Consider the following 23,563-nt stretch of genomic DNA (forward strand, 5'->3'; position numbering starts at 1 on the left):
CTTTATTTTAAACTGCGCTCCTTTCTTTGGCACATCAAACAGCGGCTACCTTATGTGCGTCGGCGTGAATATGCTGTGATGGCACAACGCTATGAGCAAGCACTCTTGGCATTTATGGCTAAGCCGTCGATGGCGACCGATGCCGGTTTCACAGTGGTGCATCAGCGTGCGGCGAATGTGGGCGGCGGATCAACAGGTGCTGGTCGCGATCTGTGCCTGTTTGTCAGCTATGCACCGCAACCCACGGTCAAAGCGCATGTGTTGCATCACATCCAAGCTTTTCGTCAGGAAGGTTTCGAGGTCATTCTGATCTTGAACAGCCCCCATGCGGCGGAGACATTCACTTTTGATCCGGCGTTGGTGGCAGCTTGTGAAGCCATCGGTGTGCGCGAGAACATCGGGCTTGATTTCGCCGCTTGGGCGCATGCCGTGGATCACTTCAAGCTCGGCACCGTTGAGCTGGACCGGGTGGTGCTGGCCAATGACAGCATCATCGGGCCGGTGTCGCAGCCGGCGTTCAAAGCTTTGGTGGATCGGGTGCGGGCTTCAAAGAGCGATGTGATTGGCCTGACCGAGAACTGGGCACCGCGCTGGCATTTGCAGAGCTTTTTCTTGGTCTTTCAGCGCGAAGCGTTGCAGCGCGGCCTTTTTACGCAGGCCATGGCCTCCATCCAGAACCTGCCCAACAAGGATCTGGTCATTGATGTCTACGAAACCCATTTCACCTTGGCGATGAAAGCCCAAGGCTTGCGCTGTGAGGCCTTGTTTGAGGCCGATCCGCACAATCTCTACAAGGCCAACAGCATTTACTACCGCTGGGCCAGCTTGATGGAGCGCGGTTTTCCGTATTTGAAGGTGAGCGTGCTGGCTGAAGGTCAGCACAACCCGGCCGTGCGGGCTGCACTTCCCGCTGAAATGCTTCAGGCTTGGGAGCGGGAGCAGATCAAGCCGAAGTGAGATGGATGTCCTTCAGCAAAGCCGCATCAGCGTCTTTGGCTGCCAGCAGCGGTGGCATACCCACGTTGGGCCACTCAATGCCGATGGCTGGGTCGTTCCAGCGCACTGAGCCTTCGGACTTGGGCGCGTAGTAATCGGTGGTCTTGTAGAGGAATTCGGCGCTGTCGCTCAGGGTTAAAAAACCGTGGGCGAAGCCGGGGGGAATCCAGAGTTGGCGGTGGTTGTCGGCGCTGAGTTCAACCCCGACCCAGCGGCCAAAGTGGGGGCTCTCGGGGCGGATATCGACCGCGACGTCAAACACGGCGCCCGATGTGACGCGCACCAGCTTGCCTTGGGCATGGGGCGCGCGCTGAAAGTGCAGGCCGCGCAGTACACCGCGTTGTGAGCGCGATTGGTTGTCCTGCACAAAGGTCACCTCGTGGCCCACGGCTTGGTTGAAGCTGCGTTGGTTCCAGCTCTCGAAGAAATGGCCTCGGGCGTCGCCAAACACGCGCGGCTCAAAAATCAAGACGTCGGGGTGATCGGTGGGGATGACTTTCAGCATGATCTTGGTGGGTCTTTGTCGGTCTTTGGAGGCTTTAGTAAATGGTGTCGTGCAGCACCTTCATCAGGTACTGACCGTAGCCATTTTTGAGCAGCGGCTGTGCCAAGCGTTCCAGCTGTTCAGCGTCGATCCAGCCTTGGCGGAAAGCGATTTCTTCCAAGCAGGCCACCTTCAGACCTTGGCGTTTTTCAAGCGTGGCGATGAACTGACCCGCTTCAAGCAAGCTGTCGTGCGTGCCGGTATCGAGCCAGGCGTAGCCCCGGCCCATGATCTCGACGTTGAGCTGGTTTTGCCGCAAGTAGGTGGCGTTGACCTCGGTGATCTCTAGCTCGCCACGCGGACTTGGCTTGATGGATGCAGCGATGTCGCACACCTGCTCGTCATAGAAATACAGCCCGGTGACGGCGTAGTTGCTCTTCGGTGCCTTGGGCTTTTCCTCGATGCTGAGCGCGCGCTTGTCAGCGTCGAAATCGACCACGCCGTAGCGTTCTGGGTCGGTGACGTGATAGGCAAAGACGCTGGCACCGCTGGTGCGTTGCGTGGCGTTATGCAGCAAACGGGGCAGGTCATGACCGTGGTAGATGTTGTCCCCCAACACCAAGGCACTGGGTGAGCCGCCAACGAAATCCCGCCCCAAGATGAATGCCTGCGCCAGACCATCTGGGCTGGGCTGCACGCAGTAGTTCAAGTTCAAGCCCCAGCGGCTGCCGTCGCCCAGCAAAGCCTCAAAACGCGGCGTGTCTTGCGGGGTCGAAATCACCAAGATGTCGCGAATCCCAGCCAGCATCAAGGTGCTGAGCGGGTAGTACACCATCGGCTTGTCGTAGACCGGCAGCAACTGCTTGCTGATCGCCAAGGTCGCCGGATGCAACCGGGTGCCGGAACCCCCGGCGAGGATGATGCCTTTGCGGCTGGGCTGGGTGGTCATATGGAAGTATCTTTCTTGAGCTTTTGCTGCCAGGCGCGATAAGTCGCCATCAGATGAGTCGCTGCCGTGACGGTGGCTTGGAGCGTTTGCAAGCGCTGCTCGGCTTGATTGGGATATTCATGGGCGAGCTGATTGCGCAAATCGCGCCAATGGAGCCAGTCCCTTAAATCCAGGTACCCCAGCTTTTCGAGTCGGTTGAGTCGGTCCCGCATGGGCCGGTCTTCGTAGGGTTCCGCAAGATGAGCCAAGGTAGCGGGCATCAGGCGCTCGCCCATCGCATCTTGCAATTTGGTAAAGCGAAAGACCAACTGATCCGCCAAACGCATCAGGGCTGAGTCCTGTTCGATTTGTTCCAAACTGACAACATCGGCAGCCAGCCAATCGTGAACTGCTGCCGATAGCGCCAGTGTGTGGCGATCCGCTTCCCAGAGGGCGGTGGGTAGGCGGTCGGGTAAGCGATCTGGAGAAGTCGGCTTGGTCATACATGGGTCAGTTCGATGCCATCGCGATAGGCAAAACCGATGACAGGCGAGGGGGACGCTAGGTCGGGCGCATCCATGATGACGTCAATTTTCTGCTCTTCCATACGGCGATACAGATCAACCATGAAACGGGCGCGATATGTTTGCCAATCCTCGGGGCTCATCGCCTTCGGCAAGGCCACCAACAAGTCGATGTCGCCACCTCGACGCGAATCATCGGTGCGTGAGCCGAACAGCAGCACGCGTGTTCCCGATGGAAAGACAGCTCGGCTGGCCGCTTCAATCGAGCCTCGTTCGTGTTCGCTCAAACGCATCCCATCGATCTCTTTGTGCCGCGTTCAGCCCAGCACTTCCGCCAGCATCCGCTCCACGCCGGGCTGCCATGGGGGCAGGGTGAGGTTGAAGGTGCTTTGCAGGCGCTGGGTGGAGAGGCGCGAATTGAGCGGGCGCTTGGCCGGCGTTGGGTAGGCGCTGGTGGGGATGGGCAGGACGGCTTCGGGCACGGCTTGCAGCGCGTGGCCGTGGGTTTGGGCCCAAGCGATGACGTGGCGGGCGTAACCGTGCCAGCTGGTTTCACCGCCAGCGACCACGTGGTACAGACCTGAGACCTCGGGGCGGTTTTGGGCGCTGCGCAAGGCGTGGGCAGTGACATCGGCCAGCAGATCGGCCCCGGTGGGCGCGCCGATTTGATCGTCGATGACGCTCAACTTGTTGCGCTCAGCCGCCAGCCGCAGCATGGTCTTGGCGAAGTTGGCCCCGCGTGTACCGTAAACCCAGCTGGTGCGCAGGATCAGGTGTTTGCAGCCGCTGGCTTGGATGAGCTGTTCACCTTCGAGCTTGGTTTGGCCGTAAACATTCAAGGGGCCGGTGGGGTCGCTTTCCAGCCGGGCTTGATCGCCCGCGCCGTCGAAGACGTAATCGGTGCTGTAGTGAACCAGCCAAGCGCCAAGTGCTGCCGCTTCGCGGGCCAGCACGCCGGGGGCGGTGGCATTGATGCGCCGGGCCAAATCAGGTTCGCTCTCGGCTTTGTCCACAGCGGTGTGGGCTGCGGCGTTGACGATCACGTCCGGGCGCAGCAAGCGCACGGTTTCAGCCAAGGCACTGGGATGCGCAAAGTCGCCGCACAAGCCGGGATGCTGAACGCTGCCGTCTTGGTCCAAGCCGATGACATGGCCCAGAGGGGCCAACGCACGCTGCAACTCCCAGCCCACTTGGCCGCCTTTACCGAGCAGAAGAATTTTCATGGAAGGTTCCTTCTTTCTTGCCTTGAACGACTCAACGCGCTCAACGGGCCGCGTAGTTTTGCGCCACCCAGTCGCGATAAGCCCCGGTGCGCACGGCGTCGGTCCAGACGGTGTTGTCTAGGTACCAGCGCACGGTCTTGTCGATGCCCGACTCGAAAGTCTCGGCCGGTTGCCAGCCGATCTCGCGCTCGACCTTGCTGGGGTCGATGGCGTAGCGCCGGTCGTGGCCGGGACGGTCCGCCACATAGGTGATCTGCGCTTCATAGCGGCTGCCATCGGCCTTGGGGCGCAGCTCATCGAGCTTGCGGCAGATGGTGGTCACCACGTCGATGTTGCGCACTTCGTTCTTGCCGCCGACGTTGTAGGTTTCGCCGACGCGGCCCTTGGCCAAGACCTGTTGGATCGCCTCGCAGTGATCCCGCACATACAGCCAGTCGCGGATGTTGAGCCCGTCACCGTAGACCGGCAGCTGCTTGCCGTCCAAGGCGTTCAAGATCATCAGCGGGATGAGTTTTTCCGGGAAGTGGTACGGCCCGTAGTTGTTGCTGCAATTGGTCGTCAGCGTCGGCAGGCCGTAGGTGTGGTGATAGGCGCGCACCAAGTGATCCGAGCCCGCTTTGCTGGCCGAGTACGGGCTGTTGGGCGCGTAAGCGGTGGTCTCGGAGAAGGCAGGGTCGGTCTCGGAGAGCGAGCCGTAGACCTCATCGGTCGAAACGTGCAGGAAACGGAAGGCCGCTTTGGCCTCGGTAGCCATCGCACCCCAGTAAGCGCGCACCGCTTCGAGCAGCTCAAACGTGCCGACCATGTTGGTCTGAATGAATTCGCCGGGGCCGTGGATGCTGCGATCGACGTGGCTTTCGGCAGCGAAGTGCAACACTGCGCGCGGTTGATGCTCAGCCAGCAGTTGGGCGACCAAAGCGCGGTCGGCGATATCGCCCTGCACCAAGGTGCAACGACCGGCGTCGAGGTGCTCAGCGATGGTTTGCGGGTTGCCAGCGTAGGTGAGTTTGTCCAGTACCAGCACCGGCTCGGTGCTTTTGTCGAACCAATGATGGATGAAGTTTCCGCCGATAAAGCCGGCCGCGCCTGTGATCAGAATCATGGGTTCAGGGGTGTCAAAGGAGTGTCAAGAGGTGGGCAGAGGGTCAGAGCGAAAAAGCGCGGGTCAGACGGGTCCAACCCCAGTGGGTGGCGAGCCGGAGGGTTTTCCAGTCGCGCATGCCCAAGGCCCAACGACGGCCAACGATCTGGCCGGCAACATGGGGCCGCTTCAGACGCAGCAGGTTGCGCGCCAAGTTGCGTGCATCGACGCCGCGCATCATGGCGTCGGGCAGATCGCGCACAAACACGGCCAACTCGGCGTCGTCCATGAAGTCACCGAAGTTGAAGAAGCCGTGGACGCCAAAGGTCGGCTGGCTGGGTCGGCGCGGCTCGTAGGAAAAGCGTTCGCCCAAGGCAAAGTCGCCGAAGCGAATGCCGTGGCGCTGTACCAAGAGATCGCGGTTGCGATGGCAAATCGCCAGATCTTCGGGATTGCTGGGCACGAACGCCGGGTCGAGCAGGGCGTCGAGCAAGCGCTTGGAGCGAAGCGAAAAGCCGCCGTTGCCCACGGCGATGTCCCGGTCGCACCAGATCCACGGCGCGCCGAGGTAGTCGGTGTCGAGAAAGGCCGGCTCCCAAGCTTCGGGGTGGATGACGAAGCCGTCCCATTGGGTGATGAGCACATGGCTGGTCACCACATGGGGGGCCAAGCCCTGCAACATGAACGCTGAGTAGGTCGCGACCGAATCCACACCGGGTGCGGGCAGCACGCGCACGCGCGGATCGTGGACATCACCCAGCCGGTCGGGTGCGGTGAACAAAATCGCGTCGCCGAAGTCGATGCGCGCCATCGAGCGCTGCATGCCGGCTAGCGCCGCACCGGGGGTGCGGGTATCGACCGCGCAGATCGTGACCTGCGGCAGAGCGAGGCGCGACTCAGCCATGGTTGCCATGGTTGGCCGGCAGATCGGCGCGGGCCTCGCGGCGGGCTTCTTGCAAGTCGGCGTCGGCCATTTCTTGCACCAGCTCATCAAAGGTCGTGCGTGGCTTCCAACCAAGCTTGGCGTGTGCTTTGGTCGGGTCGCCGAGCAGCGTTTCGACCTCAGCGGGGCGGAAATAGCGCGGATCAATCCGCACCACGGTGTCGCCGACTTTGCAAGCCAAAGCCGGGTCCAGCACCGCTTCGATCAAGCCGATCTCCTCCACGCCTTGGCCTTCAAAGCGGATTTGAAGGCCCATGCGCTGAGCCGCTTTTTGCACAAACTCGCGCACGCTGTGCTGCTCGCCGGTGGCGATCACAAAGTCCTCGGCTTGCTCTTGCTGGAGCATCAGCCACTGCATTTCGACGTAGTCCTTGGCGTGGCCCCAGTCGCGCAGCGCGTCCATGTTGCCCAAGTACAGGCAAGGCTGGCGGCCGATGGCGATGCGCGCCAAGGCACGGGTGATCTTGCGGGTGACGAAGGTCTCGCCGCGCAGCGGGCTTTCGTGGTTGAAGAGGATGCCGTTGCAGGCGTACATGCCGTAGGCCTCGCGGTAATTGACCGTGATCCAGTAGGCGTAGAGCTTGGCCACCGCGTAGGGGCTGCGCGGGTAGAAGGGCGTGCTTTCCTTCTGCGGCACTTCTTGCACCAAGCCGTAGAGCTCAGAGGTCGAGGCTTGGTAGAAGCGGCAGGTTTTTTCCAGCCCAGCGATGCGGATGGCTTCAAGCAAGCGCAGCGCGCCCAGGCCGTCGGCGTTGGCGGTGTACTCGGGCTCTTCAAAGCTCACCGCCACATGGCTTTGGGCGGCCAAGTTGTAGATCTCGTCCGGGCGAATCTGCTGCACCAAGCGCACCAAGTTGGTCGAATCGGTCAGATCGCCGTAGTGCAGTACGAAGCGGCCGTCGCTGACATGCGGATCGTCATAGATGGCGTCGATGCGCTGCGTGTTGAAGATCGACACCCGCCGACGCACGCCGTGCACTTCGTAGCCCTTGTCGAGCAGCAGACGGGCAAGGTAGGCACCGTCTTGGCCGGTCACGCCGGTGATCAGGGCTTTTTTCATGGGGCGGTTCTTCCGTTCATCGTCAATTCAAAGTCGCACATCTCGGCAATCAAGGGGGCCAGCGAGGGGGTCGGCTGCCAATGCAAAGCCTCAATTGTGCTTTGAAGATCGACCGGCATTTGATCCGGATCGGTGGGGCGGTAAAAGGCGGGGTCCACGCTGACCCACACATGGCCGTTGCGTGGGCAGCGTCCCACCTCATCCAGCCCTTGGCCCTCCCAGACCATATCCAGCCCCAAATGGGTGGCGGTGAGGCTGACAAAGTCGCGCACGCTGTGCAGCTGCCCGCTGGCCAAAACATAGTCCCCAGCTTGGGGGCGCTGGGCGATGCGCCATAGGCCTTGAACGATGTCACGCGCATGCGACCAGTCGCGCAGTGCGTCGAGCTTGCCCAAGCGCAGTGGGGCGGGTTGGGTGACGCCCGCATCGACCTCGCGCCGTATCCGCACCAACTCACGCACGATCTTGCGGGTCACAAAGGCGTCGCCACGCAGCGGGCTTTCGTGGTTGAAGAGGATCGCGGTGCTGATGGGTGTGGCCATGCTTTGGCGATAAACCCGCGCCATCAGATGGGCAAACGCTTTGGCCGCACCGTAGGGGCTTTGGGCACCGATGGGGGTGTGCGCATCAATGTGGGTTTGGCCCTGCAAATCAAGGATCTCGGCCGAGGAGGGCTGCACCACCGGCACACCGCCAAGTTGACGAGCTGCTTCAAAGATCCGCACCGCGCCCATGCCGGCGGACTCAGCGGTGAGCAAAGGCTCAGCAAAGGAGCGCGCCACCGAGCTTTGCGCCGCCAGATGAATGATTCGGTCCGGGCGCAAAGCGGCGATGCGCGTGGGCACATCGTCGCCCCCTGTGTCCAAGTCCAGCTCGACCAAACGCACCTGATCGTGGACGCCGAGATAACGCAAACGCCACAGCCGCGCCGGATCGTCAAACTGGCGGCCCAGGCCGATCACGTCATGGCCAAGATCCAACAGATGCCGGGCCAGATAAGCGCCGTCTTGGCCGAGGATGCCGGTGATCAGAACGCGTTCTTGCATCAGGCTTGGGGCATGGGTTGCTGAATGGGTTGCTCAATGAGCTGCTGATAAAGCGCGAGGTATTCGTCGGTGCAGCGATCCCACGAGAAACTCAGTGCTCGCGCCCGGACCCGCACCCCCGCCTGAGCATCGAAGTGGGCAAGACCTTGCTCGACACAGCGCTTCATGCTCGCGGGTTCGAAGTCGTGCCAGTAGAAGGCTTCTTCGCCGCCGATCTCGGGCAGGCTGGTCAGGTTGGACAAAAACACCGGCCGGCCGAAGTACATCGCTTCCAGCGCGGGTAAGCCAAAGCCTTCGGTGAGCGAGGGGAACATGAAGGCGGCGCAGTGGGCGTAAAGCCACGCCTTTTGGCCTTCGTTGATGTCGAAATAGAACTGCACGTTGTGCAGACCCCGGGCTTGGACCTGCGCTTGCAAGGCGCGTCCGTCGGCGCTGTCGCCGCCCGCCAGCACCAAGGTTTTTTCGGGCCAGAGCGCCATCATGTCGATCAAGGTGATCAGATTCTTCGACGGTGCCATGCGGCTGATGTGGAAAAAGAAGCCACCAGGTGCCAAGCCGGGTAGACCGGGCAGGGGGGTCTGCGGTTGCTGACTGAAATCGCGCGAAGCCAAGTGGATGACATGCACCGGCCTTTGGGTGGCCAAGTGGGTTTCGATGTCGCCTTTGACGAAATGGCTGATGGTCACCACCGCGTCGCTGCGCTGGACTTGGGTATCGATGCGCCGCAGGTACTTCTGGATCTTGTCGCCGGAGCGGAAGTAGAGAAAGTTCAGATCCATCACACCTTGCAAGACCGCCTTGGCCGAGGTTGGGGCGCGAAAGGGGTTGAACTGGTGCAGCGAATGCCACAGATCAAAGCGCTCACTGCGCAGATGCAGCCAGCGTTGCCAGTTCGAGGTGCCGAGATAACGCACTTGAGGCCCAAAATGGCCGTGCAGCCGCTCGGGCAGGTGAAAGCACAGCTCCAGCCCGTGTTCTTCACGCAACTGAGTGGATCGTTCGGCCAAACGCTGGCCGAGCTGCTGCGACACTTCGCCCAAGCCGTCATGGAAAGTCCGCAACTGACCAAAGCTCAGACCGATGCGACGTAAGGGCGGACGATTCATGGGCGGCAGACGTGAGGCATGAGTGAGACGAAGCGGGCATTATCGCGGCCCTTTCTTTCAGCGTTCTGTGCCAGCTGCCTACAATCCGAGCCTTGCGATGCCACCCTTCGTGCTTTCGTAACCCGCCATGACCTTTGAATCTTCCAAGTTGCTTTGTTCGCCCCCGGCGTTACCTCGCCGGCGCTTCCTTCGCCAAAGCCTGACCTCCGGGGTGGGTTTGGGCGTCAGCTGGGCGGGTCTGATGACGCCGCAAGCGGCACAGGCTGAAGAGTTTCGCGTCGAAATTTCTGGAGTGGGTGAAACCCAGATCCCGATTGCTCTGCCTGCTTTTCGCAACGAGGACCGCTTGCCCACGGCCTTGACCGCCATCATCCGTGCCGATTTGGAACGCTGTGGGCTGTTCAAGTTGATGGATACCGGCAGCGTGACGCTGGACGACGCCACCCGACCGGCGATGGCTGAGTGGCGTACCCGAGCCACCGATGCGCTGTTGGGCGGTTCCGTCACCAAGCTGGCCGATGGTCGGTTTGATGTGCGCTATCGGCTCTGGGACGTGGTGCGGGGCACCGAGTTGTCGGCCCAGTCGATGGCGGTGGTCAAGGATGATTTGCGCCAAGCCGCACACCGCATTGCCGATGACATCTACAAGCGTTTGACGGGCGAGCAAGGGGTGTTTTCGACCCGCATCTCCTATGTCACCAAACAAGGAGCGCAGTTCGCCTTGTGGGTCGCCGATGCCGATGGTGAATCGGCCCATATTTCGGTATCGAGCACCGAGCCCATCATCTCGCCCGCTTGGTCGCCTGATGGACGAGAGCTGGCGTATGTCTCGTTTGAGTCACGCAAAGCGGTGGTTTTTATTCAAGATGTCGCCACCGGCAAGCGGCGTCAGATGGCCAATTACCGGGGCTCGAACAGTGCGCCCGCTTGGTCACCCGATGGCACTCGGCTGACCGTGACTTTGTCGCGCGATGGCGTCTCGCAGCTCTATCTGATCAACCGCAGCGGCGGTGAAGTGCGGCGCATCACGCAGTCGGGGGCCATCGACACCGAATCGGTCTGGGCACCCGATGGCAAGACGGTCTACTTTGTCAGCGACCGGGGCGGTAGCCCACAGATCTACCGCCTCACGGTGGCAGACGGCAACACTGAGCGCGTGACCTTCCAAGGGGCCTACAACATCAGCCCGGACCCGAGCCCGGACGGCCGCTATCTGAGCTACATCAACCGCCAAGGCAATGTGTTCCGATTGACGTTGCTGGATCTCAATACCGGCGTGATCACGGCGTTGAGTGAGACGGTCGATGACGAAAGCCCCAGCTTTGCCCCGAACAGCCGCATGATCATGTACTCCACCCGCGTCCAAGGCCGTGAGGTGCTGATGACCACCTCGCTGGATGGCCGCATCAAATCGCGCCTCGGCGGTGCGGCCCAAGCTGATGTGCGTGAGCCGGTTTGGGGCCCCTTGACGGTGCGTTGAAAGCAAAACACATGAACATCCTGCGTTTGGTCGGCTCGGTAGCGATGTGCTGCGGGGCCCTTTGGTTAAGTGCTTGTGCCACCAATACTCGGCTCGAACCACCGGCAGCGGTGGAGGATCGGCGCGCCTCCTTAGCGCCAGGATCAGGCCCAAACGGGGCCTTTTCGAATGGCCTGGGTCTCAGCACCACGGGCTCCGGCTTGGGTGTGCAAACCAATGGGGTCTCGGATCTCAGTTCGGTGGCACGGGTACAGGTGGGCGATCCCTCGGGTGCGGCGCAGACCGCCCAGCGCAACCGGATCATTTATTTCGATTTCAACAGCGATTTACTCAACAACGAGGGCCGCAGCGTGGTCGAGATCCAAGCGCGCTATCTCAAAGCGGATCCGCGTCGTCGTATGTTGGTGGAAGGTCATACCGACGAGCGCGGCGGGCGTGAATTCAACCTAGCCTTGGGCCAGCGCCGCGCTGATGCGGTGGTGCGCGCGCTGCATCTGCTCAATGTGGCCCCCGAACAGATTGAAGGGGTCAGCTCAGGCAAGGAGCGCCCTGCCATCACCGGCCATGACGAAGCGTCGTGGGCCAAGAATCGTCGTGCTGAATTGAAGGATCAATGAACACCATGGCCTCTTTTTCTCTTTCCCCCTCGATCACCGCTTCATGGGTCTTGGCGCTGGGCTGCCTCTCGTTCACAGGTGCCCATGCGGGCGTGTTTGATGATGAGGAAGCGCGCAAAGCTATCAATGATTTGCGCGTGCAGTCTGAGCAAAACCAAACGCAAAACCTCAGTCGGTATGAGCAACTCGCCGCCAAACTGACCGAACAAAGCGCCCAACAGACTGATCAAAATGCCCAGTTGCGGCGCAGTTTGCTGGATCTAAACAGCCAAATTGAGCAGTTGCGCAGCGATGTCGCCAAATTGCGTGGTCAAGGCGAAATCAGTGGCCAAGCCCACCAAACCACGGTGCGCGATCTGGCTGAGGTGCAACGCCGCATTGCAGATTTGCAAGTCAGTTTGGATGGTCGCTTGCGGCAGGTTGAACCGCAAAAAGTCTCATTGGATGGCCGCGACATGGTGGTTGCCCCTGAAGAGCGCAAGGCCTACGAAGATGCCATGACCACGCTGCGCTCGGACTTCGGTGCCGCCGCGCAGCAGTTGCAGTCATTTCAACGGCGCTTCCCCGGCAGTGCTTATGCGGGGGATGCGCAGTATTGGCTGGGCAACGCGTTCTATGGCAAGCGTGATTTAAGGGACGCTATCGCCGCGTACCGTGTGTTGATCAGCACTTTGCCCCAGCATCCGCGCGCACCAGAAGCTTTGCTGCAAACGGCCACGTGCCAAGCTGAGTTGAAGGATCGCAAAACAGCCAAGCTCACTCTCGAAGAATTGATTCGGGTGTATCCCAAGTCTGAGGCCGCGCAAACCGCCAAAGAACGCCTGAGTACCCTGAAGTGATGGGTAAGGGCAAGGGGTAACGACCGTGCAAGCACTGACGCAGCAGGTTCTTGGCGCTGTTTTTTTGCTCTCCGTGCTGCTGGGTGCAGTGGGGCAGCGGACGCATTTCTGCACCATGGGTGCGGTGGCGGACATCGTCAACATGGGCGACTGGAGTCGCATGCGCATGTGGGCCTTGGCCGCTGGCGTAGCGATGCTGGGCTTCAACACTTTCGTGGCCTTGGGCTGGGTGCGGGCCGATCAATCCATCTATGCCGGCTCGGTCTGGCAATGGGCATCGGCCTTGGTGGGTGGGGCTTTGTTTGGTTTTGGCATGGTGTTGGCTTCAGGTTGCGCCAGTAAAACCTTGATTCGCTTAGGGGGTGGCAGCCTGAAAGCACTGGTTGTGCTGCTGGTGATGGGTTTGTCTGCATGGGCCACGCTGCGGGGCGTCACGGCGGTGTTGCGCGTTGCCACGGTGGATGCTTGGGCTTGGAAGCTACCCGTCTCGCAGGATCTGCCTCATCTGTTGGCTTACGCCCTAAAAACCAACGTAACCACTGATGCAGTGCGCTGGCTTGCGGGTGCGCTGGGTGTGTTGTTCGGTGGGGGACTGATCGCGTGGGCCATGGCCCATGCAGAGGGACGTACTGCTGAGGCTTTGCTGGGCGGCCTCGTCACGGGCAGCGTGATCGTGGCGGTGTGGTACGTCTCAGGGGTGTGGGGGCATCTGGCTGAGCACCCAGAGACCTTGCTGGAAGACTTTCTGGGCACCGCTACCCACCGCATGGAATCTTTGTCGTTTGTCTCATCGGCCGCTTCAACGCTTGAATGGCTGGTCTTTTTCAGCGACAGCAGCCGTCATGTGAATCTGGGGATGGTCGCAGCGCTGGGCGTGGTGATGGGTTCGGCCGGAGTGGCTTGGCAAACGCGTCGATTCATGTGGGATGGCTTTCGTGATCTGGATGATCTGCGGCGTCATTTATTGGGTGCGGTGATGATGGGTATCGGCGGTGTGACGGCCATGGGTTGCACCATCGGGCAGGGGCTTTCGGGGCTTTCAACCTTGAGCCTCACCAGCTTGGTCGCCGTGGTGGCCATCATGGCTGGGGCGGTGGCTGCCTTGCGCTACACCACATGGCGGCTTGAGCAAGAGATGGCCGTAGGGGCATGACGATCTATGACGACGAATGATGCATGGGATGCGGAGGCTCCCGATCTGGAGCGCCGCTTTGGGGGCTTGCGCCGACTCTGGGGCGAAGAAGGCTATCAACGTGTGCGCGCTGCGCGGGTGGCGGTGATCGGTGTCGGCGGCGTGGGCTCATGGGCCGCCGAGGCTTTAGCGCGCTGTGGCGTGGCCGAACTCACACTGATTGATCTGGACCATGTTTCCGAGTCGAACGTCAATCGGCAGATTCAAGCTTTGGGCAGCACCCTGGGTGCGGCCAAGGTGACGGTGCTGCGTGATCGACTCCTTGATATCCACCCTGGATGCCGCGTTCATACCGTTGAAGATTTTGTAACGCCTGAAAACTGGCCCGCTTTGCTGCCCGAGCCGGTCGATGCTGTGCTGGATGCCTGCGATCAGACCAAAGCCAAGCGGGCTTTGATGACGTGGGCCATGCAGACCAAGCAGCGTTTGATCACGGTGGGAGCCGCCGGTGGCAAATCGCATGCCGAGAAAGTGCGTGTCGCTGACCTGGCCGAGGTGACGCATGACCCCTTGTTGGCCGGACTGCGTCAGCAACTGCGCCGCGACGGTTGGCCACGTCAGGGGAGCATGGGGGTGCGCTGCGTCTATTCGGCCGAACAGGTTTTGCCGGCTCAAGGCTTGTGTGAAGGGGATGGCACCTTGGGCTGTCACGGCTACGGATCAAGCGTCATGGTGACCGCTACTTTTGGCATGGTGGCTGCGGGTGAGCTTTTGCAGCAGATAAGGTTGCAATCCTAAAAAAATACGCTACAATCGCAGGCTCTATCTGATGTGGGGGTTGTTAGCTCAGTCGGTAGAGCAGCGGACTTTTAATCCGTTGGTCGTGGGTTCGAGTCCCGCACAACCCACCAAAAAGATTTGACAGCAACTGCATTGTTTATTACAATCTGGCGCTTACGAATTAGAAGGGCTCTTAGCTCAGTTGGTAGAGCAGCGGACTCTTAATCCGTTGGTCGAGTGTTCGAGTCACTCAGGGCCCACCAACAAAAAAGGACTTGGTTTTTTAACCAAGTCCTTTTTTTATTTCTAAGCCCACATAATGGCAGCCTTCATACAACTGCGGATATTGGAGAGTCATCTTGACTGAGAATCCCTATGGCATGGCAGCGTTGTGGCTGGGTTCTGACTGGATCACCCGCTCTGTTTTGCTTATCTTGGTGGTGATGTCGATGGGGACTTGGTATCTCTTGGTCCTTAAAGCCTTGGACCAGTCCCGCATGCTCAAGCAAGGTCGGGCCGCTGCCGAGAAATTCTGGGTGGCCGCCACCATCCACGAGGGTGCCGAAAACCTCGACGTGAGTTCGCCGTATCGATTCATGGCCGAAGCGGCCTTGGAGGCCACTCGCAAGCACAAAGGTTTGCTGGGTCATATCGCCCTGAATGAATGGATTCATCTCTCCATTCAACGCGCCCTTGATCGCGTCAACAGCCGGTTGCAAAACGGTTTGGCCTTTCTGGCCACGGTGGGGTCTACCGCGCCTTTTGTGGGTCTTTTCGGCACGGTTTGGGGTATTTACCATGCGTTGACCGCTATTGGTGTGGCAGGTCAAGCGTCCATCGACAAAGTGGCTGGCCCGGTGGGTGAGGCGCTCATCATGACCGCCATCGGCTTAGCGGTGGCGGTGCCAGCGGTGCTGAGCTACAACTGGCTGTTGCGACGCAACAAGGATGTGCTTGACGAGATACGTTCCTTCAGCGCCGATCTGCATGCCGTCGTTTTGGCGCAATCGGGTTCATCAGGCTCAGCGGGTTCGACCGAGGCGACCTAGTCATGGCTTTTCATGTCGGACCTGCGGCGGACGATGAGCCCATCGCCGCCATCAACACCACGCCGCTGGTCGATGTGATGTTGGTGCTCTTGATTATCTTTCTCATCACGATTCCCGTCGTCAATACCTCGATTGCCGTGGATTTACCCAAAGAGCGGCACGAGGTGCGTGAATCCAAACCAGAAAATATCGTCATCTCGGTGAATGCCCAAGGCCAAGTGTATTGGTTTGATACGCCCATCGACAGCAAGGTGCAATTGGTCGAGAAACTCAAACACCTATCGGCTTTGCGCCCTCAGCCTGAAATTCATGTGCGCGGTGATCGCTTATCGCCTTATGAGCCGGTGGGTCGGGTTGTGCTGGCGTGCCAGCGGGCAGGGATCACCAAAGTTTCTTTTGTGCTCGAACCGCCCCCTCGGAGCTGACCCATGGCGATGAACCTTGGACCGGGTTCGGGTACCGGCAGCGAGCCAGAACCGATGATGGACATCAACACCACGCCGCTGATCGACGTGATGTTGGTCTTGCTGGTGATGCTCATCATCACGATCCCGATCCAGCTGCATGCCGTCAGCCTGAACCTGCCGGTGCCTGTGAGCACGCCACCGCCCCTTAAGCCGGCGGTGATCCGCATCGAGATCGACGCCAACAACGTCGTCTTGTGGCAAGGCGTGGCGGTGGTGAATCGGGCGGAGCTTGAAGCCAAGATGAGCCAAGCGGCCCAGCAAGCCACCCAGCCTGAGATCCATGTGCGACCCCATCCGCAGTGTCGCTATGAAACCTTTGCGCAGGTCATGGTCTCGGCACAGGAAAAAGGCTTGGTCAAACTGGGTGTGATTGGCAGTGAACAATTCAAAGATGACCCGCTCCACCTTTGATGCGCCCGCCGCCCAAGGGGGCCGACGCCGTTGGCTGGGCTTGGGCGCAGTGATCGGTGTGCATGGCTTGGCGATTTGGGCGGTGTCCTCGGGCATGGCCCGCCAAGTGCTGGAAGTGATCCACAAGCCGGTTGAGGTGGCGATCATCACCGAAACACCTGCACCGGCTGAGCCGCCCCCGCCGCCGCCTAAACCTGTGCCACCGCCGCCTAAAACACCGCCCCCGGTCGATACCCCGCCGCCGCCGGCCTATGTGCCGCCGCCTGACATCACACCGCCCCCGACGGTGCAGCCCGTCGTACAAGCGGTGGTGAATACGCCGCCGCCTGCACCGCCGCCGGTGGTTCCCCCGCCGCCAGCTCCTGCACCTGTGGCACCCGCATCACCACTGCGGCGTGACGTCAGCGTGGCTTGTCCGGATTACGCCCAAGTGCTGCGTGAAGCCTTGGCGGGTGTTTTCGAGCGCGTGGGCGTGGTGGGCGTGGTGAAGGTGCAGATCCGCATCCAAGGCAGCCGGATCGTCGATGTGACCCCGGTCTCGGGCCCGCGCGAGTACTACCGCCCAGTGCAAAACGCCGTGCGCCGCATGCGCTGCGGCATCGAAGGGGCTGACGAAGTGCTGGTGCCGCTGGAAGTCTCGTTTCGCGAGGGCTAAGAAAAACGGACACCGAGGTGTCCGTTTTTCTTGGCGAAGCAGAACTCTGATCGAGGATCAGACGCGCTTGCGGTACTCGTTGGTACGGGTGTCGATTTCGATCTTGTCGCCTTGGGAGACGAACAGCGGCACCGGGATTTCGAAGCCGGTTGCGATCTTGGCGGGCTTCAGGACTTTGCCTGAAGTGTCGCCCTTGACGGCCGGTTCGGTCCAAGTGATCTCACGCACCACGGAGGTGGGCAGTTCGACCGAGATGGCCTTGCCGTCGTAGAACACCACTTCGAGCTCCATGCCATCTTCGAGATAGTTGATGGCGTCGCCCATGTTTTCTGTTTCGACTTCGTACTGGTTGTACTCAGCGTCCATGCAGATGTACATCGGGTCGGCGAAGTAGGAGTAAGTGCAATCCTTCTTGTCGAGGATGACTTGGTCCATCTTGTCATCGGCCTTGAAGACGACTTCGGTGCCGAAGTTAGCGATCAGGCTCTTGAGCTTCATGCGCACGGTGGCGGAGTTGCGGCCACCACGGCTGTATTCGGTCTTGAGCACGACCATGGGGTCCTTGCCGTGCATGATCACGTTGCCGGCGCGGATTTCCTGTGCGATTTTCATATCGGTGGCCTCTAGCCTGAAAGATGCAAAACCCGCGATTCTAAACGGTGCGTTTTTTAGGGCCTCAAAGAGGCGGTGAAATCAAGCAATGCGCCCACCAGATCAAGCTGTTTGGCGTGTCGTTTCAACCGCATCTTGGCCTCACCTTGCCCTTGGCTGCACAGGGTATGCAGGTGGCCTTGCCAGTCTTGGCGGCTCAAGGTCTGCATGCCATTCCAAGCCAAAAAGAGCGCCCGCGTGGCGTCGTTCACGCTAGCATCTTGGCCCACATCTTGGCCAAGATGCTGCCGCAAAAAAGCCAGCAGCTTGGGGTGGTGAGCGTCGTCCTCTTGGGGATAGAGCTGCCAGAGCATCGGCCGTCCGGCCCACAAGGCACGCACCAACGAGTCCTCGCCGCGCACCAGATTCATGTCGCTGGCCCAAAGCAGTTGATCAAATTCCGGCTGGCTGAAGTAGGGCAGAAAGTTGAGCCTCAGGGCTGGGCCGGGGTCGTGGTCGCGCAGCCAGGTTTGCACTTGGCGTGCGGCATAACCGGGGGTGATGAGCAGGTGCGTCAGCGGGGTGCTTGGGTGGTGGGGATCAGCGGCCAAGGCGTCCAAAAGCTGCGGCAAGGCGGGGTTGTCGTAGCAAAAAAGGGTGATGACGCGTTCGCTGCGCGCTGGCGGGGTCTGCGTGGGCTCAATCCCGAGGCGATACCGAAAAGCGCTGCGATCAAAGCGTGAGCGCTCAAGCAGCAATTGCGGCTCGCGCAGCAAGCCGCCGGTGTAGGGCGTGAAGCCGGGATAAAAGAACCACTTGGTCAGCCCTTCACCCGGGCCGTGCCACTGGGGTGAGGCGATGCGGTGCGAACGCTCCACATAGTCTTCGGCGCTGAGGTACTCCAAGTTGATCCATGCCGGGGCGCACTCACCCGTGGCGTGCATCGCAGCCATGCGAGCCATAAAGGGCGCGGGTGGATCGCAGCCGAAGGCTTCAATCACCACCTCTGCGGGGATCTCGTGCGCCAGCGGGTCGCGCCAAGGCAGCACCGTGACGCCGCGTGCGCCGTGCGGTGCCATCCACGCCAAGGCGCTCGGGTCGTCGCACCACAGGCGCACCGTGTGGCCGCGCTCGGCCAAATCACGCGCCAAGCGCCAGCACACGCCCAAGTCGCCGTGGTTGTCGATGACCTTGCAGAAAATGTCCCAGCCCGGTCGGTGGGCGCTGGCGGTTCGAGTTTGTGGGATGTGCAGCATGGGGCGGATTATCCGTGCCGCAAAATCACGCCCATGACCGACCGACCCGACGCCCCAGCCGCCGATCCCGCCACTGATCCCGCCACCGATGCGGTTCGGCAAGCCTTGCTCGACACCGTGGCGCAGTTGCCGGTGTTGCCGGGGGTGTATCGCTACTTCGACGCCGAAGATCGCATCCTGTATGTCGGCAAGGCGATCAATCTGCGCCGAAGGGTGTCGAGTTACTTCCAGCGCGATCACGGCAGCGCGCGTCTCGGCACACGCATCGGCCACATGGTCAGCAAGATTGTTCGGCTCGAAACCACCGTGGTGCGCACCGAAGCCGAAGCGTTGCTGCTGGAAAACAACCTCATCAAGCGCCTCCAGCCGCCCTACAACATCTTGTTTCGCGACGACAAGAGCTACCCCTACTTGAAGCTGGAGAGCCACGACTTCCCCCGGCTGCTTTACTACCGGGGCGGCTTGGAGCGTCAGCATCGCTACTTCGGACCCTACCCCAGCGTCTGGGCGGTGAAGGAGTCGATCCAGCTCTTGCAGCGCTTGTTCAAGCTGCGCACCTGCGACGAAGCGGTGTTTCGCAACCGCACCCGGCCCTGTTTGCTCTATCAAATTCATCGCTGCTCCGGCCCGTGCGCCAAACGCATCAGCGCTGAGGATTACGCCTTGGACGTGGGCCGAGCGGCGCGTTTTTTGGAGGGCGACACCCAAGGGCTGCTCGACGAATTGCAGCAGCAGATGCACGCTGCCTCAGATCGCTGGGCTTTTGAGCAAGCGGCGGTCTATCGCGACCAGATCGCTGCCTTGTCGGGCGTGTTGCAGCCCCAAGCCATGGAGATGACCGGAGACAGCCGCGACGCTGACATCTTGGCCGTCAAGGTCCAAGGCGGCCGGGCGTGTGTGAATCTGGCCATGGTGCGCGGCGGGCGTCATTTGGGGGATCGGGCGCATTTCCCCAGCGGGGTGGTGGATGTTAGGGGGGATGTGGGTGAGGCTGACATCGACACCCAAGTGCTTGAAGCGTTCATCGCCCAGCACTACATCGACAGCGCACCGCCGCCGTTGCTGATCACCTCGTTGCCGCTCAGCGCGCCCTTGGTGTTGGCGTTGTCGTCGCAAGCGGGGCGCAAAGTGGTGGCCGTGCATCAGCCGCGCGAGCAGCGGCGCGTTTGGCTCGATCTGGCGATCCAAGGGTGTGCCCTGTCTTTGGCGCGCCTGTTGGCGGAGGAAGGCTCGCAGCAAGCACGCACCCGGGCGCTGGCCGAGGTGCTGGATGTGCAAATGGCTCAAGGCGTTGAAGGCGTTGAAGGCGTTGAAGGCGCTGATCTGGCGCAGTTGCGCATCGAGTGCTTTGACATCAGCCACACGGCGGGCGAAGCCACCCAAGCCTCGTGCGTGGTTTTTGAGGGGCACCGGATGCAGTCGGCGCAATACCGGCGCTTCAACATCGAGGGCATCACCGGCGGCGACGACTACGCCGCCATGCGCCAGGTGCTGACGCGGCGCTACACCAAGCTGGCCGCGTCCGCCGGCGCTCAGCGCCGGCCTGATCTGGTGCTGATCGACGGCGGACGCGGCCAAGTGGGCGTGGCGCGCGAGGTCTTTGCGGAGCTTGGGCTCGACTTGGCCATGATCGTCGGCGTTGAAAAAGGCGAAGGTCGTAAGGTGGGGCTGGAAGAGCTGGTCTTTGCCGATGGTCGGCCCAAGATCAGCTTGCCGCCGGACTCAGCCGCCTTGATGCTGGTGGCGCAGATCCGCGACGAGGCGCACCGTTTTGCCATCACCGGCATGCGCGCCAAACGTGCCTCGGTGCGCACCGGCTCCAGCAAGCTTGAAGACATTCCCGGCATCGGCCCGCGACGGCGGGCGAGTTTGTTGCAGCGTTTTGGCGGCATCAAGGGCGTGGCGGGGGCGAGTGTGGCAGAACTTGCCAGCGTCGAAGGCATCTCCACGCAGCTTGCCGAAACCCTCTACCGAGCCTTGCATTGAGGAATGCGTAACGAATTTCACGGGGTGTCACGTTTTCATGGGCACAATCACGCCATGTTTCTGACTTTGCCTACGCTGCTCACTTGGGCACGGATCGTTGCCATCCCGCTGATCGTGGGGATTTACGCCATGCCCTACGACATGGCGCTGCGCAATATGCTGGCCACCGTGCTGTTCGTTTCCGTGGCGCTGACCGATTGGCTCGACGGCTATTTGGCCCGCAAGCTCAACCAAACCTCGTCCTTCGGTGCTTTTCTCGACCCGGTGGCCGACAAATTTCTGGTCTGCGCGTCGCTGCTGATCCTGCTGGAGATGGGGCGCGTCACCGCCTGGGTAGCGTTGATCATCATCGGCCGAGAAATTGCGATTTCCGCGCTGCGCGAATGGATGGCGCAAATCGGCGCGGCCCGCAGCGTGGCGGTGCATGTGCTGGGCAAGTTCAAGACCGCCTCGCAACTGGTGGCGATCCCGTTTTTGCTCTATGACGGCGTGCTGTTCGGTGCCATCAACACCCGCGCTTGGGGCACGGGGTTGATCTACATCGCCTGCGTCTTGACCATCTGGTCGATGGCTTACTACCTTCAGAAAGCCATCCCCGAGATTCGCGCCAAGGCGCGTTGAGCTGGGTTACCTTGGACTAAAACTTATATCTGTAGCCCAAGGTGAGAAAATCCTCACCGTTCGCCCCATAATCATTCAAAAGATCATAAATGGTGCAACGGTGGTGAAGCCGCACGAAAATATCTTCCGAGCTTAGGGCTGGGATTGAAAATCCAATCTCAATAAAAAGAAGATTCAGTGTGCGGCTGCCATCGCCCGTGGGGCTTCGTTCTAGCGGACTCACCGATGTTGTGTACGAAATCCCCAAGGGTGCGAGGCGCAGGTAGGTGGGTAGCTTCTCTTTCCAAGGAAAACCGTCCCACCGAACGACAGGAGTGATGCCAATCTCATGCAAATTGGCCACGCCCGATTGATGGCCGATCATGCCATCAATATCCAAAGACAAAGGCAGCGAATTTGATATCCAAACAGTTCTACTGGCATGTATCGCTAATAGATATTGTTTTATAAACTTTGCATTCCCACGAATAATACCTGCTGGCTCGGTATCGTAATACTGGCCACCATACCAACCGATGCTCCAGTCATGTTCTTTGCCAAAGCCATCTATCGGTATGATGAACCCCATGCAAAGAAACAAGCGAATCGTGATGCGGGTCGTGGCTTGCATGATTGACTCCCGTCGGGCTGAGTCAATTCTAGGTCCACTGCGTGGTGGTTGCTGTGTGCAGGCCCGTCGATCAGACAAGGCCCACACATGAAGCGATCAGTCACTCAAGCGAAGTGTTCCCAAGGCGCGAGATAGCGCCATTGGCCCACCGGGAGGTGGCCCAGGGGGATGCGGCCAATGCGCACGCGGCGTAGGCCGACCACTTTGAGGCCGACGGCTTCGCACATGCGGCGGATCTGGCGCTTGCGGCCTTCACGCAGCACGACGCGCAACTGATCCTCGTTTTGCCAGCTGACCTTGGCGGGGAGCAGCGGTACGCCGTCCAGTTCTAGGCCGTGGTTGAGCAAGGCGATGGCGCTTTCAGGCACGGGGCCTTCGTGTTGGTGTTCGACCCGCACCAGATACTCCTTCTCGACCACCGAGTCTTCACCGATCAACAGCTTGGCGATGCGCCCGTCTTGGGTCAGCACCAGCATGCCGGTGGAGTCGATGTCGAGCCGACCCGCAGGGGCCAAGCTGCGCAGGTGTCCGGGGTGGAACTTCAGGCCTGAGGGATCATCGCCCCAGCGGTTTTCAGGCTTGATCAGCACCGAAGCAGGCTCGTAGCCGTCTTCAGCTTGACCGCTGACGTAGCCGATGGGCTTGTTGATCACGATCGAGACGCGCAGCGCTTGCTGGCTGCGGGCATGCGGATCGACCTCGATGTGGGCGTCACGGCCGACGCGTTGACCCAACACCGCCATCTTGCCGTTCACGCGCACCCAACCCGCAGCGATCCAGTCGTCGGCTTCGCGGCGTGAGGCGATGCCCATTTCACCCAAGCGCTTTGAGAGCCGATCACCCTCGGGGTTGCTGCTGATACGCACTGGGGTCGGGCGGGGCAACGGCGCGGCGCGGTTGGGCTGCACCGGGCGAGCCGGTTCCAGACGCGGCCGAGGGGGCGAGCGACGCTCTTCATCGCGCGGATCACGCGGGCCGTCGCGTTGATCAAAACGCGGGCGTTGATCACTGAACCCGGGGCGTGTCGGACGCTGGTCGGGCCGATCAGGCCGTTCCGGGTAACGATCCGGGCCACCAGCGGGGCGGATCTGGCGCTCTTGATGGCGCGGCTCGTAGGGTTCACGCCGGGGCGCGTTGCGGGGATCGGCGTTGCGCGGGTCGGCGTGGCGCGTATCGCTTGAGTGTGGGTTTGAGCGTGGGCCGGATGAGCGCGGACCGGGGCTGCCATCGGTGCGGCGCGGGGCGCTACGCGGATCGCGTGGGTCGAAGCGTTGTTCGCCGCGTGGGCCGCCACGGGCATCCCCCCGTTGAGGGCCGCGCTGATCACCGCGCTGATCACCGCGTTGTTCACCGCGTTCAGCGGCGCGCATGTCGGCGCTTTCAGCGCGGCGTGCTTGGGCTTCGGCCAAAGTGGGCACAGCACGGGGGCCGCCGCGCCGCACGGGCGGGCGCAGGGGGTCGCGCGCGACCGGCTTGTTTTTAAGTTTGATGGTGGTCATAGGTTACGCAGGATATTCGTTCACAAGCAGCGTTCACGAGCCGTTCACGAGCCGTTCACGAGCGCGGCGACACCGGGCGCTGACGATAGAACGTGATCGGTGCCACCGCCGTGGTAGCAGCTTGGCTGGCTTGGTGGGCTTGGTTGATGACGCTGCGCTTCATCTTGCCGACCACATGC

The 23,563-nt window shown here is 61.0% G+C and carries 26 protein-coding genes and 2 tRNA genes; 14 read left to right on the plus strand and 14 right to left on the minus strand.

Features of this window, described 5'->3' with window-relative positions:
• The first annotated feature begins 78 nt into the window (after window positions 1-78).
• Window positions 79-957: a rhamnan synthesis F family protein gene (locus AC3VI7_RS04970; protein ID WP_489667887.1), complete on the plus strand. Its 879-nt coding sequence runs from the start codon at window positions 79-81 to the stop codon at window positions 955-957.
• On the opposite strand, the gene rfbC is transcribed toward AC3VI7_RS04970, so the two are convergent.
• The 10 genes from rfbC to AC3VI7_RS05020 are packed head-to-tail and all read right to left on the minus strand — an operon-like array spanning window position 944 to window position 9,391.
• Window positions 944-1,498, minus strand: a complete 555-nt coding sequence (gene rfbC / locus AC3VI7_RS04975; protein ID WP_489667999.1) for a dTDP-4-dehydrorhamnose 3,5-epimerase — start codon at window positions 1,496-1,498, stop codon at window positions 944-946. The genes AC3VI7_RS04970 and rfbC overlap by 14 nt on opposite strands.
• A 37-nt stretch (window positions 1,499-1,535) precedes the next feature.
• Window positions 1,536-2,429 carry a glucose-1-phosphate thymidylyltransferase RfbA gene (gene rfbA / locus AC3VI7_RS04980; RefSeq protein ID WP_489667886.1) on the minus strand — a complete coding sequence of 298 codons (894 nt, stop codon included), beginning with the start codon at window positions 2,427-2,429 and terminating at the stop codon, window positions 1,536-1,538.
• On the minus strand, window positions 2,426-2,911 hold the full coding sequence (locus tag AC3VI7_RS04985; protein WP_489667885.1) for a hypothetical protein: 486 nt from the start codon (window positions 2,909-2,911) through the stop codon (window positions 2,426-2,428). Before AC3VI7_RS04985 ends, rfbA begins: the two co-directional genes overlap by 4 nt.
• On the minus strand, window positions 2,908-3,225 hold the full coding sequence (locus AC3VI7_RS04990) for a hypothetical protein (RefSeq protein ID WP_489667884.1): 318 nt from the start codon (window positions 3,223-3,225) through the stop codon (window positions 2,908-2,910). The genes AC3VI7_RS04985 and AC3VI7_RS04990 overlap by 4 nt, the downstream gene beginning before the upstream one ends.
• A 24-nt stretch (window positions 3,226-3,249) precedes the next feature.
• Window positions 3,250-4,155, minus strand: coding sequence for a dTDP-4-dehydrorhamnose reductase (gene rfbD, locus AC3VI7_RS04995; protein ID WP_489667883.1), 906 nt, complete (start codon window positions 4,153-4,155; stop codon window positions 3,250-3,252).
• Between the two features lie 40 nt (window positions 4,156-4,195).
• Entirely contained in the window at window positions 4,196-5,257 is a 1,062-nt protein-coding gene (gene rfbB, locus AC3VI7_RS05000; RefSeq protein WP_489667882.1) for a dTDP-glucose 4,6-dehydratase, read from the minus strand.
• A 43-nt stretch (window positions 5,258-5,300) separates the two neighbouring features.
• On the minus strand, window positions 5,301-6,149 hold the full coding sequence (locus AC3VI7_RS05005) for a DUF5672 family protein (RefSeq protein ID WP_489667881.1): 849 nt from the start codon (window positions 6,147-6,149) through the stop codon (window positions 5,301-5,303).
• Window positions 6,133-7,239, minus strand: a complete 1,107-nt coding sequence (gmd, locus tag AC3VI7_RS05010; protein WP_489667880.1) for a GDP-mannose 4,6-dehydratase — start codon at window positions 7,237-7,239, stop codon at window positions 6,133-6,135. The genes AC3VI7_RS05005 and gmd overlap by 17 nt, the downstream gene beginning before the upstream one ends.
• Window positions 7,236-8,285, minus strand: a complete 1,050-nt coding sequence (locus AC3VI7_RS05015) for a GDP-mannose 4,6-dehydratase (protein ID WP_489667879.1) — start codon at window positions 8,283-8,285, stop codon at window positions 7,236-7,238. Before AC3VI7_RS05015 ends, gmd begins: the two co-directional genes overlap by 4 nt.
• Window positions 8,285-9,391: a glycosyltransferase family 4 protein gene (locus AC3VI7_RS05020; RefSeq protein ID WP_489667878.1), complete on the minus strand. Its 1,107-nt coding sequence runs from the start codon at window positions 9,389-9,391 to the stop codon at window positions 8,285-8,287. The genes AC3VI7_RS05015 and AC3VI7_RS05020 overlap by 1 nt, the downstream gene beginning before the upstream one ends.
• A gap of 127 nt (window positions 9,392-9,518) precedes the next feature.
• Between AC3VI7_RS05020 and tolB the strand changes: the two genes are divergently transcribed.
• From tolB to AC3VI7_RS05075, 11 genes are all read left to right on the plus strand, one after another.
• Complete coding sequence (gene tolB, locus AC3VI7_RS05025) at window positions 9,519-10,871, plus strand: Tol-Pal system beta propeller repeat protein TolB (RefSeq protein WP_489671057.1); 1,353 nt, start codon at window positions 9,519-9,521, stop codon at window positions 10,869-10,871.
• 11 nt (window positions 10,872-10,882) lie between these two features.
• On the plus strand, window positions 10,883-11,488 hold the full coding sequence (locus AC3VI7_RS05030; protein WP_489667877.1) for an OmpA family protein: 606 nt from the start codon (window positions 10,883-10,885) through the stop codon (window positions 11,486-11,488).
• Between the two features lie 5 nt (window positions 11,489-11,493).
• Window positions 11,494-12,327 carry a tol-pal system protein YbgF gene (gene ybgF, locus AC3VI7_RS05035; RefSeq protein ID WP_489671058.1) on the plus strand — a complete coding sequence of 278 codons (834 nt, stop codon included), beginning with the start codon at window positions 11,494-11,496 and terminating at the stop codon, window positions 12,325-12,327.
• A 25-nt stretch (window positions 12,328-12,352) separates the two neighbouring features.
• A complete protein-coding gene (locus AC3VI7_RS05040; RefSeq protein ID WP_489669768.1) occupies window positions 12,353-13,480 on the plus strand; it encodes a YeeE/YedE family protein in 1,128 nt (375 codons plus the stop codon).
• 6 nt (window positions 13,481-13,486) lie between these two features.
• On the plus strand, window positions 13,487-14,257 hold the full coding sequence (locus tag AC3VI7_RS05045; protein WP_489669767.1) for a tRNA threonylcarbamoyladenosine dehydratase: 771 nt from the start codon (window positions 13,487-13,489) through the stop codon (window positions 14,255-14,257).
• A 37-nt stretch (window positions 14,258-14,294) separates the two neighbouring features.
• A tRNA-Lys gene (locus tag AC3VI7_RS05050) sits at window positions 14,295-14,370 on the plus strand.
• Window positions 14,371-14,426: 56 nt separating this feature from the next.
• Window positions 14,427-14,502: transfer RNA gene (locus AC3VI7_RS05055), tRNA-Lys, on the plus strand.
• A 96-nt stretch (window positions 14,503-14,598) separates the two neighbouring features.
• Window positions 14,599-15,288: a MotA/TolQ/ExbB proton channel family protein gene (locus tag AC3VI7_RS05060; RefSeq protein ID WP_489669766.1), complete on the plus strand. Its 690-nt coding sequence runs from the start codon at window positions 14,599-14,601 to the stop codon at window positions 15,286-15,288.
• 2 nt (window positions 15,289-15,290) lie between these two features.
• On the plus strand, window positions 15,291-15,713 hold the full coding sequence (locus tag AC3VI7_RS05065) for an ExbD/TolR family protein (RefSeq protein WP_489669765.1): 423 nt from the start codon (window positions 15,291-15,293) through the stop codon (window positions 15,711-15,713).
• A gap of 3 nt (window positions 15,714-15,716) precedes the next feature.
• A complete protein-coding gene (locus AC3VI7_RS05070) occupies window positions 15,717-16,166 on the plus strand; it encodes an ExbD/TolR family protein (protein WP_489669764.1) in 450 nt (149 codons plus the stop codon).
• On the plus strand, window positions 16,147-16,821 hold the full coding sequence (locus AC3VI7_RS05075) for a hypothetical protein (protein ID WP_489669763.1): 675 nt from the start codon (window positions 16,147-16,149) through the stop codon (window positions 16,819-16,821). The genes AC3VI7_RS05070 and AC3VI7_RS05075 overlap by 20 nt, the downstream gene beginning before the upstream one ends.
• Window positions 16,822-16,878: 57 nt before the next feature.
• Here the strand turns inward: AC3VI7_RS05075 and efp are convergent, their stop codons facing one another.
• Together efp and earP are read right to left on the minus strand one after the other, a co-directional pair.
• The gene (gene efp / locus AC3VI7_RS05080; protein ID WP_489669762.1) at window positions 16,879-17,433 is read right to left on the minus strand and encodes an elongation factor P; all 555 of its coding nucleotides are present in this window, start codon (window positions 17,431-17,433) and stop codon (window positions 16,879-16,881) included.
• A gap of 56 nt (window positions 17,434-17,489) precedes the next feature.
• On the minus strand, window positions 17,490-18,668 hold the full coding sequence (gene earP, locus AC3VI7_RS05085) for an elongation factor P maturation arginine rhamnosyltransferase EarP (protein ID WP_489669761.1): 1,179 nt from the start codon (window positions 18,666-18,668) through the stop codon (window positions 17,490-17,492).
• Between the two features lie 33 nt (window positions 18,669-18,701).
• Between earP and uvrC the strand changes: the two genes are divergently transcribed.
• Together uvrC and pgsA are read left to right on the plus strand one after the other, a co-directional pair.
• Entirely contained in the window at window positions 18,702-20,654 is a 1,953-nt protein-coding gene (gene uvrC / locus AC3VI7_RS05090) for an excinuclease ABC subunit UvrC (protein ID WP_489669760.1), read from the plus strand.
• A gap of 54 nt (window positions 20,655-20,708) precedes the next feature.
• Window positions 20,709-21,275, plus strand: coding sequence for a CDP-diacylglycerol--glycerol-3-phosphate 3-phosphatidyltransferase (pgsA, locus tag AC3VI7_RS05095; RefSeq protein WP_489669759.1), 567 nt, complete (start codon window positions 20,709-20,711; stop codon window positions 21,273-21,275).
• 16 nt (window positions 21,276-21,291) lie between these two features.
• Here the strand turns inward: pgsA and AC3VI7_RS05100 are convergent, their stop codons facing one another.
• Window positions 21,292-21,885 (minus strand): hypothetical protein, encoded by a 594-nt coding sequence (locus tag AC3VI7_RS05100; RefSeq protein ID WP_489669758.1) that lies wholly within the window; start codon window positions 21,883-21,885, stop codon window positions 21,292-21,294.
• Between the two features lie 104 nt (window positions 21,886-21,989).
• Entirely contained in the window at window positions 21,990-23,384 is a 1,395-nt protein-coding gene (locus AC3VI7_RS05105) for a pseudouridine synthase (RefSeq protein ID WP_489669757.1), read from the minus strand.
• Window positions 23,385-23,563: the final 179 nt, after the last annotated feature.

The organism is Leptothrix toolikensis (SeqCode), from assembly GCF_057922285.1.

What these genes read in the sequence shown, in the direction of transcription:
- earP (WP_489669761.1), bottom strand. Translation starts at nt 18,668, where the DNA reads ATGCTGCACATCCCACAAACTCGAACCGCCAGCGCCCACCGACCGGGC.
- AC3VI7_RS05005 (WP_489667881.1), bottom strand. Translation starts at nt 6,149, where the DNA reads ATGGCAACCATGGCTGAGTCGCGCCTCGCTCTGCCGCAGGTCACGATC.
- rfbA (WP_489667886.1), bottom strand. Translation starts at nt 2,429, where the DNA reads ATGACCACCCAGCCCAGCCGCAAAGGCATCATCCTCGCCGGGGGTTCC.
- AC3VI7_RS04985 (WP_489667885.1), bottom strand. Translation starts at nt 2,911, where the DNA reads ATGACCAAGCCGACTTCTCCAGATCGCTTACCCGACCGCCTACCCACC.
- AC3VI7_RS04990 (WP_489667884.1), bottom strand. Translation starts at nt 3,225, where the DNA reads ATGCGTTTGAGCGAACACGAACGAGGCTCGATTGAAGCGGCCAGCCGA.
- rfbB (WP_489667882.1), bottom strand. Translation starts at nt 5,257, where the DNA reads ATGATTCTGATCACAGGCGCGGCCGGCTTTATCGGCGGAAACTTCATC.
- AC3VI7_RS05020 (WP_489667878.1), bottom strand. Translation starts at nt 9,391, where the DNA reads ATGAATCGTCCGCCCTTACGTCGCATCGGTCTGAGCTTTGGTCAGTTG.
- AC3VI7_RS05075 (WP_489669763.1), top strand. Translation starts at nt 16,147, where the DNA reads ATGACCCGCTCCACCTTTGATGCGCCCGCCGCCCAAGGGGGCCGACGC.
- tolB (WP_489671057.1), top strand. Translation starts at nt 9,519, where the DNA reads ATGACCTTTGAATCTTCCAAGTTGCTTTGTTCGCCCCCGGCGTTACCT.
- uvrC (WP_489669760.1), top strand. Translation starts at nt 18,702, where the DNA reads ATGACCGACCGACCCGACGCCCCAGCCGCCGATCCCGCCACTGATCCC.
- ybgF (WP_489671058.1), top strand. Translation starts at nt 11,494, where the DNA reads ATGGCCTCTTTTTCTCTTTCCCCCTCGATCACCGCTTCATGGGTCTTG.
- pgsA (WP_489669759.1), top strand. Translation starts at nt 20,709, where the DNA reads ATGTTTCTGACTTTGCCTACGCTGCTCACTTGGGCACGGATCGTTGCC.
- AC3VI7_RS05030 (WP_489667877.1), top strand. Translation starts at nt 10,883, where the DNA reads ATGAACATCCTGCGTTTGGTCGGCTCGGTAGCGATGTGCTGCGGGGCC.
- AC3VI7_RS05100 (WP_489669758.1), bottom strand. Translation starts at nt 21,885, where the DNA reads ATGCAAGCCACGACCCGCATCACGATTCGCTTGTTTCTTTGCATGGGG.
- efp (WP_489669762.1), bottom strand. Translation starts at nt 17,433, where the DNA reads ATGAAAATCGCACAGGAAATCCGCGCCGGCAACGTGATCATGCACGGC.
- AC3VI7_RS05045 (WP_489669767.1), top strand. Translation starts at nt 13,487, where the DNA reads ATGACGACGAATGATGCATGGGATGCGGAGGCTCCCGATCTGGAGCGC.
- AC3VI7_RS05070 (WP_489669764.1), top strand. Translation starts at nt 15,717, where the DNA reads ATGGCGATGAACCTTGGACCGGGTTCGGGTACCGGCAGCGAGCCAGAA.
- AC3VI7_RS05065 (WP_489669765.1), top strand. Translation starts at nt 15,291, where the DNA reads ATGGCTTTTCATGTCGGACCTGCGGCGGACGATGAGCCCATCGCCGCC.
- AC3VI7_RS05015 (WP_489667879.1), bottom strand. Translation starts at nt 8,285, where the DNA reads ATGCAAGAACGCGTTCTGATCACCGGCATCCTCGGCCAAGACGGCGCT.
- AC3VI7_RS05105 (WP_489669757.1), bottom strand. Translation starts at nt 23,384, where the DNA reads ATGACCACCATCAAACTTAAAAACAAGCCGGTCGCGCGCGACCCCCTG.
- rfbD (WP_489667883.1), bottom strand. Translation starts at nt 4,155, where the DNA reads ATGAAAATTCTTCTGCTCGGTAAAGGCGGCCAAGTGGGCTGGGAGTTG.
- gmd (WP_489667880.1), bottom strand. Translation starts at nt 7,239, where the DNA reads ATGAAAAAAGCCCTGATCACCGGCGTGACCGGCCAAGACGGTGCCTAC.
- AC3VI7_RS04970 (WP_489667887.1), top strand. Translation starts at nt 79, where the DNA reads ATGGCACAACGCTATGAGCAAGCACTCTTGGCATTTATGGCTAAGCCG.